This window comes from Streptomyces sp. BE303 (genome assembly GCF_036290945.1).
In the GTDB taxonomy this organism is placed as follows: domain Bacteria; phylum Actinomycetota; class Actinomycetes; order Streptomycetales; family Streptomycetaceae; genus Kitasatospora.
The window spans coordinates 135,583-149,421 of record NZ_JAQYWZ010000708.1 but is presented as its reverse complement, the minus strand read 5'-3'; the positions used below and the strand labels follow the sequence as shown (position 1 = coordinate 149,421).

The window sequence follows — 13,839 nt, the reverse complement described above, 5'->3', positions numbered from 1 at the left end:
GCCTCCCCCAGCGGTACCGGATCCGGGTGTACGCGGCAGTCGAGCCGTACCCGCCCGCTCGTGCGGTCCTGCGGCCCCTCCCCCCACTCCTCCCCACGCCGCGCGGCCCCGCCGTGGCACGGAAGCCCCGTGCCCGGGAGCGGGCCTGCCCGCCGAGCCTCCGATCGGAGACCACGAACACCATGCGTTCCCTTCCCTCCCGCCGTATCGCCGCCGTCGCCCTCACCGCCGCCACCTCCGTGGTGGTCCTGGCCGGCCCCGCCTTCGCCCACGTGACCGTGAACCCCGGCAGCGCCGAGCAGGGCGGTTACACCGCGGTCGACTTCCGGGTGCCGAACGAGAACGACGCGGCCGGCACGGTGAAGCTGGAGATCAACCTCCCGCTGGACCACCCGCTGGCCTCCGTCCGGACCCAGCCGCTGCCCGGCTGGACCACCGCCGTCGAGAAGGCCAAGCTCGACAAGCCGATCAAGGTGCACGGCAACGACGTCAACGAGGCCGTCTCCAAGATCACCTGGACCGCCGACGCCGGTGTGAAGATCGCCCCCGGCCAGTTCCAGGAGTTCCGCGTCTCGCTCGGCCCGCTGCCGACCGACGCCGACAAGCTGGTCTTCAAGGCGCTGCAGAGCTACGAGAACGGCGACATCGTCCGCTGGATCGACGAGGCCAAGGACGGCCAGCCGGAGCCGGCCAAGCCCGCGCCGGTGCTGAAGCTCACCAAGGCCGCCTCCGCCGACAGCCACGGCGTGACCGCCACCGCCTCCCCGACGGCCGCCGCCGACGGCCACGGGCACGGCGAGTCCGGCGCCAAGGACGAGGCCGCCGCCGGCTCCGGGTCGAGCGACTCCACCGCCCGGGTGCTGGGCGTCGTCGGCATCGTGGTCGGCGTGATCGGCACCGCGTTCGGCATCCTCGGCCTGCGCCGCAAGAGCAGCGGCCCGGCCTCCTGACCCCAGCACCGGCGGGGCCGTGCCCGCCGCAGGCCGTACCCGTGACCCGCGTCCCGGGTACGGCCCCGCCGGTGATCCACCGCGCACGATCGGACCCTCCCATGCCTCGTACCCACCGCACCGCCCGTCCCGCCCGCACCGCCCGTCCCGCCCGCACCGCCCGGATGGCCGGCGCCGTCGCCGTCGCGCTGGCCGCCGCACTCACGCTGACCGCCTGCGGATCCGACGGCGGTTCCCCCGGCCCCGCCAAGGTCAACAAGCTGAAGGCCGACTCGCCCTACCAGGGCACCGTGCTCGGCAAGAACTTCGAGAAGCCGGACCTCCAGCTGACCGACACCGCCGGCCAGCCGTACGACCTGCGCAAGCAGACCAGCGGCAAGGCCACCCTGCTGTTCTTCGGCTACACCAGCTGTCCGGACGTCTGCCCGACCACCATGGGCGACATCGGTGTGGCGATGAAGGCGCTCGGCGCCGAGGAGCGGCAGAAGGTCAACGTCGTCTTCGTCTCCACCGACCCGCAGCGCGACACCCCGCAGGTGCTGCGCACCTGGCTCGACTCGATGGGCAGCGACTTCATAGGCCTCACCGGCGACCTCGCCAAGGTGAAGACGGCCGCCAGGGCGCTCGGCATCATGATCGAGGACCCGGTGGTCAACGGCGACGGCACCGTCACCTCCACCCACGGCGCCCAGGTGCTGGCCTTCCTGCCCTCCGACGACAAGGCGCACGTCCTCTACCTCAGCGGCACGGAGGAGAAGGTCTTCGAGCACGACCTGCCGCTGCTCGCCAGGGGGGTCGCCGCATGAAGGGCTCCGACCGGCCCGCCGTCCGCCGCGCCACCGGGACCCGCACCGCCGTCGGCTTCCGCCGGACGGCGCTCGCCGGGGCGGTGCTGGCGACGGCACTGGGCGGCGGCGCCTTCCTGGTCGCCTGCGGGACGGGCGACCGGGGCGACGACGGCGGCGCGGTGTCCGGCGGACCGGCCCGGCTGAGCGTCGCCGACTCCTACATCCCGCTGCCGCCGGCCGGCGGGATGGCGGCGGGCTACCTGACGGTGCGCAACGACGGCGGCGAGCAGGACGAGCTGGTCAAGGTCTCCAGCCCCGGCGCCGGCTCGGTCACCATGCACCGCTCCACCGCCACCACCATGGAACAGGTCGAGAAGCTGCCCGTCCCGGCGCACGGCGCGCTGCAGCTAGCCCGGGGCGGCACCCACCTGATGATCACGGACTGGCAGAAGTCACCCGCCCTGGGCGACGAGCTCGAAATCGACCTGACCTTCTCCCGGACGGGCACCATCTCGGTCAAGGTGCCGGTCAAGGAACTCACCTACCGCCCCGGCCAGCAGTAAGGGATCCACGAGATGCTGAAGGCCGTGCTGCCACCGCTCCTCGGACGCCGGATCGCCGGACTGCTCGGCGTACTCGGCGCGGTGCTCGCGCTGATGCTCGCCGGCGCCGGACCGGCCGCCGCGCACGCCACCCTCCAGACCACCGACCCGGTGCAGAACGCGGTGCTCCCCACCGCGCCGCAGGCCGTCACGCTGACCTTCAGCGAAGCCGTCTCGCTCTCCGGGGACTCGGTGCGGGTGCTCGACCCCGCCGGCAGGACCGTCGACGCGGGCGGCCCCGTCCACGCGGACGGCAAGGACAACACCGCCCGGGTCGGGCTGAACGGCGGGCTGGCGAACGGCACCTACACGGTCGCCTGGCGGGCCGTCTCGGAGGACTCGCACCCGATCGGCGGGGCGTTCACCTTCTCCATCGGCGCCCCCTCCGCCACCACCGTCTCCACCGCCGCGCTGCAGAGCGCCGAGGCGGACGACGTGGTCGCCGCGCTCTACGGCACCGGCCGTACCGTCGCGTACGGGGCGTTCGCGCTGCTCGTCGGCGCCGCCGGGTTCGTGCTGGCCTGCTGGCCCGCCGGTGTGGCCCGGCGCCCGGTCCAGCGGCTGCTGATGACCGGCTGGGTGGCCCTGCTGGTCTCCACCGTCGCGGTGCTGATGCTGCGCGGCCCGTACGAGCGGGGCTCGGGGCTCGCGAAGGCCTTCGACCTGTCCCTGATCCGCGCCACGCTGGACGAGCGGATCGGCACCGCGCTGGCGGCCCGGTTGCTGCTGCTCGCGGCGAGCGGGGTCTTCCTGTCGCTGCTGGTCGGCCACCTCGGCCAGCCGGCCGCGCGCCCGGCGGGCGCCGGGACGGCGCAACCGGCGGAGCCGACGGACGGCGGGCCCGCCGGGTCGGACGAGGACCTGGAGGAGGCCGAGCTGCGGGAGCTGGAGCAGCGGATCGCCGAACGACCGCAGCGCGAGGCCCGGTTGGGCCTCGGCGTGGCCGGACTGGTGCTCGCGGTCGCCCTCTCGGCGACCTGGGTCGGCGCCGACCACGCCTCGGTGGGCATCCAGGTCTGGCTGGCGCTGCCGCTCGGCATGCTGCACCTGATCGCCATGGCGCTGTGGCTCGGCGGCCTGGCCGCGATGCTGGTCGGCCTGCGCGAGGGAATCGGCGCGGACGTCGCCGACCGGTTCTCGAAGATCGCGCTCGGCTCGGTCGTCGTGCTCGCCGGCACCGGGGTCTACCAGTCCTGGCGGGGCCTCGGCACCTGGGGCGCGCTGACCGGTACCGAGTACGGGCGGCTGCTGCTGGTGAAGAGCGGCTTCGTGGTCGCCATGCTCGGCGTCGCCTGGTTCTCCCGCTCCTGGCTGGCCCGGCTGCGGGCCGCCCCCGCCGAGGCGTCGGCCGTCCTGCTCCCGGCCCCCGTCCCGGCCGCCGGACTGGCGGAGAGCGCTGCGGACGGTGCCGTGGAGGGCGCCGCCGGGGCGTCGGCCGCCGACGACCCGGTCCGGCAGGCCCAGCTGGCGCGGCAGCGGGCCGCCCGGGAGAACGCCGGCCGGGACCGCGGACTCACCCCGAACCGGGCCGGGCTGCGCCGGTCGGTGCTGGTCGAGGCCGGCGTCGCGGTGGCCGTGCTGGTGGTCACCACGATGCTCACCAACTCGCCGCCCGGGCGGGTGGCGGGCGAGATCGCGGCCGGGGCCGCGAGCGGCGGCACCGCACCGGTGCCCGGCGGCGCGGCACCCGCGACCGGCGCGCCGGCACCGCAGACGGTGCCCGGCCGGACCACGGAGCTCAAGCTCCCGTACGACACCAAGGGCCGGACGCCGAACGCCAGGGGCACCGCGACCGTCACCCTCAACCCGGCGCGGACCGGGTCCAACGAGGTGCACCTGAAGCTGGACGGCGCCGACGGGCAGCCGGTCGAGGTGCCGGAGGTGGAGCTCGCCTTCACCCTGCCGGACCGCGACCTCGGCCCGCTCACCGTCCCGCTGACCGCCGAGGGCACCGGGCGCTGGGCCGGCACCGCGCAGCTGCCGCTGACCGGGAACTGGGTGGTGTCGGTGCTGGTCAGATCCTCCGACATCGACCAGACCACCGAGATCAAGCAGCTGAAGATCGGTTAGATCGGACCATCGCCATGGAGAGCACCAACAGCACCAACAGCACCAGGAGCGCCGAGAGCGCCAGGGACAACGGGGCCGCCGGGAACGGCGGGAACGGCGGGAACGCGGGTGCCGCCGGGAGCGACACCGTCGGGGCCGCGCCCGCGGCCGGCGCCGGCCTCACCCGGCGGACGCTGCTGGGGACGGCCGGGGCCGGCCTGGTGGTCGGGGTGGGCGCGGGCGCCGCCGGGGCGGTCGCCCTGGACCGCTCCGGCCCGGGGGACGCCGCGCCGTCCGGACCGGAGGGCGCGGCCCCCGCCCTCGGCCCGGCCCGGGTGCCGTTCCACGGCGAGCGCCAGGCGGGCATCCTCGAACCGCAGCAGGCACGGGTCCAGCTGGCCGCCTTCGACCTGGCCGACGGCGCCGGCCGGGACGGGCTGCGCGCCCTGCTCCGGCGCTGGTCCCGGACGGCCGCCCGGCTCGCCGCCGGCGAACCGGCCGACGAGTTCGAGAACCAGGTCGCCCTCGACGCCGGGCCCTGCTCGCTCACCGTCACCTTCGGCTTCGGCGCCGGCCTGTTCGACAAGGCCGGGCTGGTCGACCGCCGCCCGGCCGGGCTGGAGCCGCTGCCCGCCTTCCCTGCCGACGCCCTCGACCCGGCCCGCGGCGACGGCGACCTGTTCGTCCAGATCGGCGCCGACGACGCGCTGGTCGCCGTCCACGCCCTGCGGGTGCTCCAGCGCCAGGCGGCCGGCACCGCGGCGCTGCGCTGGCAGGCGTCCGGCTTCGCCCGGACGCCCGGGGCCACCCCGCGCCCGATGACCGGCCGCAACCTGATGGGCCAGATCGACGGCACCAACAACCCCAAGCCCGGCGAGGAGGGCTTCGCCGCCAAGGTGTTCTGCGCCGCCGGCGGCGACCAGCCGGCCTGGCTCGCCGGCGGATCGTTCCTGGTCTTCCGGCGGATCCGGATGCTGCTGGACAACTGGGAGGCGCTGCCGGTCGACCGGCAGGAGCGGGTGATCGGACGGCGCAAGACGGACGGCGCCCCGCTCGGCGCACCCGCCGGCGCCGTGGAGTCCACCCCCGTGGACCTCGGCGCGCAGGGACCGGACGGTTCGCTGGCCGTCCCGGCCGACGCGCACATCCGGGTGGCGGCGCCGGCCGCCAACGGCGGGGCCGCCATGCTGCGGCGCGGCTTCTCGTACCACGACGGCCTGTCGTCCGACGGGGCGCCGGACGCGGGGCTGCTCTTCCTCGCCTTCCAGGCCGACCCCCGCAAGGGGTTCACCCCGGTCCAGCGCAAGCTGGCCCGGGGTGACGGTCTCTCCCGCTTCCTGCGGCACGAGGCGAGCGGGCTGTACGCCGTCCCGCCGGGGGCGCCGGAGGGCGGCTACGTCGGGCAGTCCCTGGTGGACTGACCGGCCCCCGGCCTACCACTGCGCCGCCCACGGAGCGAAACGCGATCGTGGGCGGCGGGCGGAGTGACTAAGGTGACTCCTTTCGGCAGTCCGCCCCGCAGGGCGGGCCGCCGGCCCCCGGAGGCCCGCCGTTCGACGGCGGTCCGCCGGTTCACGGCAGTCCACCGCGCCGGTCGCCCGGCGCACGGCCGCCCCTTCTCCCCGCACGGTCCCCTTGTCCCCTTGGAGGCGTCATGTCGGCAACCCGCTACACGTACCTCGGGCCGGCGGGCACCTTTACCGAGGCGGCCCTGCGCACCCTGCCCGAGGCGGCGACCCGGGAACTGGTGCCGATGAACTCGGTGCAGCTGGTCCTGGACGCCGTTCGCGGCGGCGAGGCGTCGGGCGCGTTCGTGCCGATCGAGAACTCGGTCGAGGGTGCCGTGACGGCGACCAACGACGAGCTGGCCGCCGGCGCGCCGCTGATGATCTACCGCGAGGTGCTGCTGCCGATCACCTTCGCGCTGCTGGTCCGGCCCGGCACCGGGCTGTCCGACATCAAGACCGTCACCAGCCACCCGGTGGCCCAGGCCCAGGTCCGCCGCTGGCTGGCCGCCAACCTGCCGGACGCGCACTGGGAGGCGGCGGCCTCCAACGCCGACGGCGCCCGGCTGGTCGCCGAGGGCCGCTACGACGGCGCCTTCGCGGGCGAGTTCGCCGCGCCGATCTACAGCCTGGACCCGCTGGTCAAGGACATCGTGGACGCGCAGAGCGCGACCACCCGCTTCGTCCTGGTCGGCCGGCCCGGCCGGGTCTCCTCGCCGACCGGCGCGGACAAGACCTCGATGGTGGTCTGGCTGCCGGACGACCACCCGGGCGCGCTGCTGGAGCTGCTCCAGGAGTTCGCGGTGCGCGGGGTCAACCTGATGCGGATCGAGTCCCGGCCGACCGGTGAGGGGCTCGGCAACTACTGCTTCCTGATCGACTGCGAGGGACACCTCAGCGACCGCCGGGTGGCCGAGGCGATGATGGGCCTCAAGCGGATCTGCCCGCAGGTGCGCTTCCTCGGCTCCTATCCGCGCGCCGATCAGCAGGTCTCCCGGCACCAGCGGCCGGGCACCACGGACGCGGATTTCAGCGCGGCGTCCGACTGGCTCTCCCGCTGCCTCGACGGCCGCGGCGACATCTGAACGTCGGCCTTTATCTCCCTGTCCTTTTCCGACCGTTTTCGACAGGGTCCGGAGGCCGGTGCGGGTGACCGCACCGGCCGTCCGTCGGCCGCCCGCCGCTTGTCCACAGGCCGGCCGTCGCGGTAACGCGCTTGTCCACAGGGGTGTGCGCTGTCCACAGCCGAAAGTTATCCACAGGTCTGGGGATGAGTCGACAAACCGGTATAGCCACTGCAGGTATCGGTCGGATCATCGGTTTGCGTCGCAGAGATGACTAATCCGACCAGAGTCACCCGGGTGCCAGCAAATCACCCGTCCGAGCGGTTCAATTCCCTCCCCCGGGAAGGTCAAATGAGGTTTGAAACCTCAATTCCCAGGTTCGACTCACCGCCCACCGAGGCCACTCCGCCATCCACAGGCAGGCCTGCGAGCCTGTGGATAACTTTCCGCCGAACGGTTCCCCACAGCAGTTATCCACAGGTCGGCGCGAGTTATCCCCAGGGGAAAACCGGTACCGGTGGACGGGCCCCCGCCCGGTAGGCTTGGGCCCGTGATTGACCTTCGCCTGCTCCGTGAGGACCCTGACCGAGTGCGCGCCTCGCAGCGCGTCCGAGGCGAGGACGTCGACCTGGTCGACGCCCTCCTCTCCGCCGACGAGCGCCGCCGGTCCTCGGGCACGCGCTTCGACGAACTGCGCAGTGAGCAGAAGTCGCTCGGCAAGCTGGTCGCCAAGGCCCAGGGCGACGAGAAGGCCGCCCTGCTCCGGCGCACCAAGGAGCTGGCCGCCGAGGTCAAGGCCGCCGACGCCGAACAGGCCGGGGCCAAGGACGAGGCCGAGCGCCTGCTCCGCTCGCTGGCGAACCTCATCGACCCGGCCGCCCCGGTCGGCGGCGAGGAGGACTTCGTCACCCTGGAGGAGATCGGCACCCCGCGCGACTTCGCCGCCGAGGGGTTCGAACCGCGCGACCACGTCGAGCTGGGGCAGATCCTCGGCGCGATCGACACCGAGCGCGGTGCCAAGGTCGCCGGCGCCCGGTCGTACTACCTGACCGGCCCCGGCGCGCTGCTGGAGCTCGCCCTGGTCAACATGGCGATCGCCCAGGCCACCGCGGCCGGCTTCACCCCGATGATCACCCCGGCCCTGGTCCGCCCGGCCGCCATGGACGGCACCGGCTTCCTCGGCCAGGCCGCCGAGAACGTGTACTTCCTGGAGGGCGACGACCGGTACCTCGTCGGCACCAGCGAGGTCCCGCTCGCCGCGTACCACATGGACGAGATCATCGACGCGGACAAGCTGCCGCTGCGCTACGCCGGGTACTCGTCCTGCTTCCGCCGCGAGGCCGGCACCTACGGCAAGGACACCCGCGGCATCATCCGCGTCCACCAGTTCGAGAAGGTGGAGATGTTCGTCTACACCACTCCCGAGGACGCGGAGAGCGAGCACCGCAGGCTCCTCCAGTGGGAGAAGGACTTCCTCAACGCCCTGGAGCTGCCGTACCGGGTCATCGACGTCGCCTCCGGCGACCTCGGCTCCTCGGCCGCGCGCAAGTTCGACATCGAGGCGTGGATCCCCACCCAGGGCAAGTACCGCGAGGTCACCTCGACCTCGAACACCACCGAGTACCAGTCCCGCCGCCTCAGCATCCGCATGCGCGAGGAGGGCAGGGTCCGCCCGCTGGCCACGCTGAACGGCACCCTGGTCGCCGTCCCGCGCACCATCGTGGCGATCCTGGAGAACCACCAGCAGGCCGACGGCTCGGTCGTGGTCCCGGAGGCGCTCCGGCCGTACCTCGGCGGGCGCACCGTCCTGGAGCCCGTCAAGTAGCACCCCGCGGCGCGGTGCCGGGGCGCACATCGCCCCGGCACCGCGGACCGCAGGACGACCGTCGTCCCGCAGGAGCGCGGCACCCCAGGCGCAGCGGCCCCGCAGGACGGCAGGACCAGCAGCACAGCACCGCGGGTCGGCGGAACACCGCGGTGACACCCGAAGCAACTCCCGGGAGACGTACGGCCCATGAGCACCACCAGCCCCAGCCCCGTCTCCCCCGCCGACGGCGGCGGCCTGCCCTTCCGGCTGGTCGCGACCGACCTCGACGGCACCCTGCTGAGCAGTGCGGAGACGGTCTCCGCGCGCACCCGCGCCGCGCTGGCCACCGCCACCGGTGCCGGGGCGCTCCACATCATCGTCACCGGCCGCTCGGCCCCCTGGGCCCGCCCGGTCTTCGACGAGATCGGCTACCGGGGCATAGCGGTCTGCGGCCAGGGCGCCCAGGTCTACGACGCGGGCGCGCACAAGCTGCTCACCTCGCTCACCCTGGACCGGCAGTTGGCCGCGCTGGCCATCGCCAAGATCGAGGCGGAGACCGGCCCGCTGGCCGTCGCCGCCAACCAGGACGGTCTGGAGGGCGCCGTCCTGGCCGGCCCCGGGTACCAGCTGCAGATCGGCTCCGACCTGCCGGTCGTCCGGGCCGCCAAGGACGAGCTGCTCACCGCCCCGATCTCCAAGCTGTACATCCAGCACCGCAGCCTGACCGACGACGCCCTCGCCGAGGCCGCCCGCCGCGCCGCGGGCGATCTGGTCGGCGTGGTGATGGCCGGTGCGGGCATCGTCGAACTGCTGCCGGTCGGTCTCTCCAAGGCCACCGGGCTGGCCGTCGCCGCCCGGCGGCTCGGCGTGACCGCCGCCGACACCATCGCCTTCGGCGACATGCCCAACGACGTGCCGATGTTCGGCTGGGCCGCGCACGGCGTCGCCATGGCCAACGCGCACCAGGAGCTGCTGGCGGTCGCCGACGAGGTCACCGTGAGCAATGACGAGGACGGCGTCGCGGCCGTGCTGGAGCGTCTCTACCCGTTGGGGTGAACTCCGCTGCCGGGCCTCCCGGTTCAGCCGTTGGAGTGAGTCGTGACGGCGAACCGGCGGGTCGGACCGGCGCGGCCGGGTTCGGCGGCCGAGCGGCACCGGAGAAGTTTGTATGCTCCCAGGGTTGCCGCTTCCGCCGCTGAGAGGTCCGCGCCATGTCAGGCCAGTGGAGCGAGAGCCTGCCGGAACCGGGCGGGCGACGGCGCGCCGACGGAGGCGTCCGGACCGACCGGTCCGAGGAGGGTCCCGGCCGCGTGCCGGCACCGCGCCCCGGCGGCCGGGCCGAGGCCCGTCGGGCCGCCCAGAGCCGGGGCACTCCGGGCAAGACCGCCCAGCGCAGCACCACGCAGGGCAGCGGCGTCCAGGGCGGCACCGTTCAGGGCATCGGTGTCCAGGGCGGCGGCGTCCAGGGCCGGCCCGGGCGGGTCGGCCCCGACGGGTGGGCCGGAGGCCGGCCGGGCCGGGACGCCCGGCCGGAGGGACCGCGGAACACCCGCCGGCACCCCGCCCGGAACGCGCGGCGCGGCGCCCGGCGGATCATCGCCTGGTCGGTGGCCGGGGTGCTCGTCGTCCTGGCCGGTGCAGGCGGCGCGGTGTATCACAAACTGAACGGCAACATCCGCTCGTTCGACCCGGACGCCATCGCCACCGACCGTCCGCCCGCGCCGGCCCCCGACGCCCACGGCAACCGGCCCGTCAACGTGCTGCTGATCGGCTCCGACTCGCGCGCCGGACGGAACAGCGACCTCGGCGGCGGCAACGAGGGCGGCGCCCGCTCCGACACCACGATCCTGCTGCACGTCTACGCCGACCACCGGCACGCGGTGGGCATCTCCATCCCGCGCGACGCCCTCGTGACCGTCCCCCGGTGCCGGCTCCCGAACGGGAAGTGGACCAAGGAACAGCCCGGACAGATGTTCAACTCGGCCTTCTCGGTGGGCAACACGGAGTCCGGCAACCCGGCCTGCACGCAGAACACCGTGGAGAAGCTCACCGGCATCCGCGTCGACCACACGATCGAGGTCAACTTCCAGGGTTTCGCCGCGATGACCGGGGCGGTCGGCGGGGTCGACGTCTGCCTGCCCAACGACATCCACGAGGGGAACATCAACCCCGGCCTGGGCCGGAAGGGCAAAGTGGTGCTCGCCAAGGGCCGCCAGCGGGTCTCCGGCCAGCAGGCCCTGGACTACGTCCGGCTGCGGCACGGCATCGGGGACGACTCCGACATCGGCCGGATGAAGCGTCAGCAGGCGTTCCTGTCCTCACTGCTGGCCAAGATCAAGAGCCAGGGCCTGAGCCCCGGAACGCTGCTGCCGCTGGCCGACGCGGCGACCCGGTCGATGACCGTGGATCCGGGGCTCGACTCCGCGGCCAAGCTGGTGGACTTCGCCCTCTCACTGCAGGACATCGACCTGCACGACGTCAAGTTCCTGACCACGCCGTGGCGTTACAACGGCGCGCGGATCGACCTGGTCCACCCGGCGGTCGACAGCCTGTGGAACACCCTCCAGGCCGACCGGACCATCGACGGCCAGGACGCCACCGGCCGGCAGGACGACGCACCCGGCTCGCCGCCCCCCGAGGCACCCTCCCCCGCGGCGTCGCCCTCGCCCTCGCCGCTCACCACCGACGGCCCGCCGATCCGGGTCGCGGTCCTCAACGGCACCACCGCCCCCGGCCTGGCCGCCCGGGCCGCCGAGACGCTCCGGGCGGCCCGGGTCACCGTCACCGGGGTGCGCAGCGCGAGCAACACCGCCCGGGCGACCACCACGGTCGAGTACGGGACCGGACAGCGGGCCGGTGCGGAGAAGGTCGCCGCCCTGTTCCCCGGCGCGGCGGTGACGCCCGGTCAGGCGGCCGGGATCAGCGTGCTGCTCGGCCGGGACTACGCCGCCGGTGCCGCCGCCTCGGCCGCCTCGGCGTCCGCGTCCGCATCCGCCGGCGGTTCGTCCGGTGCCCCGGTCCCGCTGCCCGCCGAGGTGGTCAACGAGGCCCGGTCCGGCGACGACGACATCTGCGGCAACGTCTCCTACGGCTGACCCCCGGCCCGTCCGGGGCCGGGGGTCAGGTCGGGTCGGGTCGGGTCAGCGGCTCAGGCATGGCCTGGCCTGGCCTGGCCTGGCCTGGCCGCCGTACCGACGGGATCAGAGCGCCGAGCGGATCAGAGCGCCGAGCGGATCCAGCCGTCGACCAGCGCGGTGAGGTCCTGGTCGGCCTGGCCGTGGTCGATCGCGTGGGTGCGGATCACGTCCCCGCCGCCCCCGAACAGCCCGCCGCGCTTGTCCGCCTCCAGGACCACCTCCACCCGGTGGGCGGTGGTGACGAAGCTGACCTCCAGCGAGTTGCAGGCGTGCGCGTACTGCGGCGCCGAGGAGTACTCGATCTCCTGGTAGAAGGGCAGCGTCTGAGCGGTGCCGCGGATGTGCCCGGCCTCCAGGTCGGCCGAGCGGAACCGGAAGCCGAGCTGGAGCAGCGACTCCAGGATGCGGCGCTGGGCCGGCAGCGGCTCGACCTCCAGCGGGTCGGAGTCGCCCTTGTCCAGCGCGCCCGCGATGTCGACCTCGGTCCGCACGCCCAGCTGCATGCCGTGGAGGCGCTGCCCCGCGATGGTGGTGACCGGCGTCTCCCACGGCACCTGGACGGCGAACGGGACGGACCGGTTCTCGCCCGGGGCCAGCTTCAGCGGCTGGGTCACCGAGAAGCGGGCGAACGGGTACAGCCCGGTGCTCTCGCCCTCCTCGTGCTCGACCTCCACCCGGGCGACCAGCGTCAGCGTGATCCCCCGGATGTCGGCCTCCACCGTCCCCCCGGTCAGCTCGACCGTCCCTTGCAGGGTCCCACCGGGCTGCACGACCGGCGTGGTCAGAACGGTGTCGACGCCGGGACCGCCGACGCCCAGGGCACCGAGCAGCTTCTTGAACACCATGCGGACGCTCTCCTCGAATCAGGGGTGTGGACCGGCTCCGTCATACCAGACCACCGGTAGGGCCGGCCTCAGGGGCCGCTCGTCGTCGGAGCCGGCCGCCGGGCCGGGGCCGAACGCCGGACGCACGGTTCCACCGCCACGGGGCAACCACCCGAGCGCCCGGGTACGTCATATCTTCGTCACGCCCGTTCGTCGTCGACACCAGGGGGAGCCTGGCGGACCCCGCGTCGAGGACGGCACGATCACGTATCCACCCGGCGCCAACTTCATGCCTGGAGGCCGTTCTTGATCGCCAGCACGCCCGTAGCGCGATGGTCCTGGGGTGAACCCGGACACCGGACCGACCTGGTGGGCGAGGCCGTGCGCCGGTTCGTCCTGGCCCTGCGGGCCCTCGACCGGCACCGGCTGGGCACCCCGTGCCTGGGGCGGGTGGCCGTGTCCGTTCCGCAGCCGGGTCGCCGGAACTTCCTGGTCCGGTCGGACTTCCGGGTCGGCGCACTCGCCGTGGTGGACTCGGGGGCTCCCGAGTCGCTGACGGCGCAGATCAAGGCGGCTCTCGCCCCCGGCGAGATCGGCACCGTCGAACTGTTCGCGTCCTGCGACGGCATCGTGGAGACCGGCCGCGGCGCCCGGGCGGCGGAGGGGCTGTTCACCCTGGGGGCGGAGGCGTCCGAGGGGTTCTTCAACGTGGGACTCACGACGCACTCCGACGCCTGGCTGCCGTTCGACCTCCGCGGGCGCGGCCAGGACGCGGTGTTCGCCGCGAACGGCCCCCGCCTCGCCTCGGCCCTGGCGGAGATCTCCGCGGCACTGGGCCTGGAGGTCGACCCCGACGACGCGACCTGGTTCGCCGTTCCGACCGGGAGGGGGGCCGAGAACCGGTTCGAGGACGCCGACGGTTCGCCCTCCGACGTGTGGGGGCGGTTCGAGATCCCCTACCGGAACGGGAACTCGAACCGGACCCCGCGCGACGGGACCTGATCGGACGGGCCGGGGCCGCACCGGGGACCCGGCCCGGCGGCTCCCGGCCCCGCCGCCGTCGCCGGCCCGGGCCCGACCTCGCCGACCGGGTCGGCCGCGCGACCTCGCCGA

General features: G+C 74.2%; 11 protein-coding genes. 10 read left to right on the top strand and 1 reads right to left on the bottom strand.

Features of this window, described 5'->3' with window-relative positions; translation table 11 throughout:
* Nucleotides 1-182: 182 nt before the first annotated feature.
* The 9 genes from PUR56_RS18135 (at nt 183) to PUR56_RS18095 (ending at nt 11,860) form a co-directional block, all read left to right on the top strand.
* On the top strand, nt 183-950 hold the full coding sequence (locus PUR56_RS18135) for a YcnI family copper-binding membrane protein (RefSeq protein WP_329949693.1): 768 nt from the start codon (nt 183-185) through the stop codon (nt 948-950).
* A 101-nt stretch (nt 951-1,051) separates the two neighbouring features.
* Nucleotides 1,052-1,756 (top strand): SCO family protein, encoded by a 705-nt coding sequence (locus PUR56_RS18130; RefSeq protein ID WP_329949692.1) that lies wholly within the window; start codon nt 1,052-1,054, stop codon nt 1,754-1,756.
* Entirely contained in the window at nt 1,753-2,301 is a 549-nt protein-coding gene (locus tag PUR56_RS18125; RefSeq protein WP_329949691.1) for a copper chaperone PCu(A)C, read from the top strand. The genes PUR56_RS18130 and PUR56_RS18125 overlap by 4 nt, the downstream gene beginning before the upstream one ends.
* 12 nt (nt 2,302-2,313) lie before the next feature.
* Entirely contained in the window at nt 2,314-4,410 is a 2,097-nt protein-coding gene (locus PUR56_RS18120) for a copper resistance CopC/CopD family protein (RefSeq protein ID WP_329949690.1), read from the top strand.
* Nucleotides 4,411-4,424: 14 nt separating this feature from the next.
* A complete protein-coding gene (efeB, locus tag PUR56_RS18115; RefSeq protein WP_329949689.1) occupies nt 4,425-5,810 on the top strand; it encodes an iron uptake transporter deferrochelatase/peroxidase subunit in 1,386 nt (461 codons plus the stop codon).
* A gap of 233 nt (nt 5,811-6,043) precedes the next feature.
* Nucleotides 6,044-6,979, top strand: coding sequence for a prephenate dehydratase (gene pheA, locus PUR56_RS18110; protein ID WP_329884688.1), 936 nt, complete (start codon nt 6,044-6,046; stop codon nt 6,977-6,979).
* Between the two features lie 529 nt (nt 6,980-7,508).
* The gene (gene serS / locus PUR56_RS18105) at nt 7,509-8,783 is read left to right on the top strand and encodes a serine--tRNA ligase (protein WP_329949688.1); all 1,275 of its coding nucleotides are present in this window, start codon (nt 7,509-7,511) and stop codon (nt 8,781-8,783) included.
* A 189-nt stretch (nt 8,784-8,972) separates the two neighbouring features.
* Nucleotides 8,973-9,821, top strand: coding sequence for an HAD family hydrolase (locus PUR56_RS18100; protein WP_329949687.1), 849 nt, complete (start codon nt 8,973-8,975; stop codon nt 9,819-9,821).
* Nucleotides 9,822-10,075: 254 nt separating this feature from the next.
* Nucleotides 10,076-11,860 carry an LCP family protein gene (locus PUR56_RS18095; RefSeq protein ID WP_329949686.1) on the top strand — a complete coding sequence of 595 codons (1,785 nt, stop codon included), beginning with the start codon at nt 10,076-10,078 and terminating at the stop codon, nt 11,858-11,860.
* A gap of 122 nt (nt 11,861-11,982) precedes the next feature.
* On the opposite strand, the gene PUR56_RS18090 is transcribed toward PUR56_RS18095, so the two are convergent.
* Nucleotides 11,983-12,747 carry a sporulation protein gene (locus PUR56_RS18090; protein ID WP_329949685.1) on the bottom strand — a complete coding sequence of 255 codons (765 nt, stop codon included), beginning with the start codon at nt 12,745-12,747 and terminating at the stop codon, nt 11,983-11,985.
* 285 nt (nt 12,748-13,032) lie between these two features.
* On the opposite strand from PUR56_RS18090, the gene PUR56_RS18085 reads away from it, so the two are divergent.
* Nucleotides 13,033-13,728 carry a hypothetical protein gene (locus tag PUR56_RS18085; protein ID WP_329949684.1) on the top strand — a complete coding sequence of 232 codons (696 nt, stop codon included), beginning with the start codon at nt 13,033-13,035 and terminating at the stop codon, nt 13,726-13,728.
* Nucleotides 13,729-13,839: the final 111 nt, after the last annotated feature.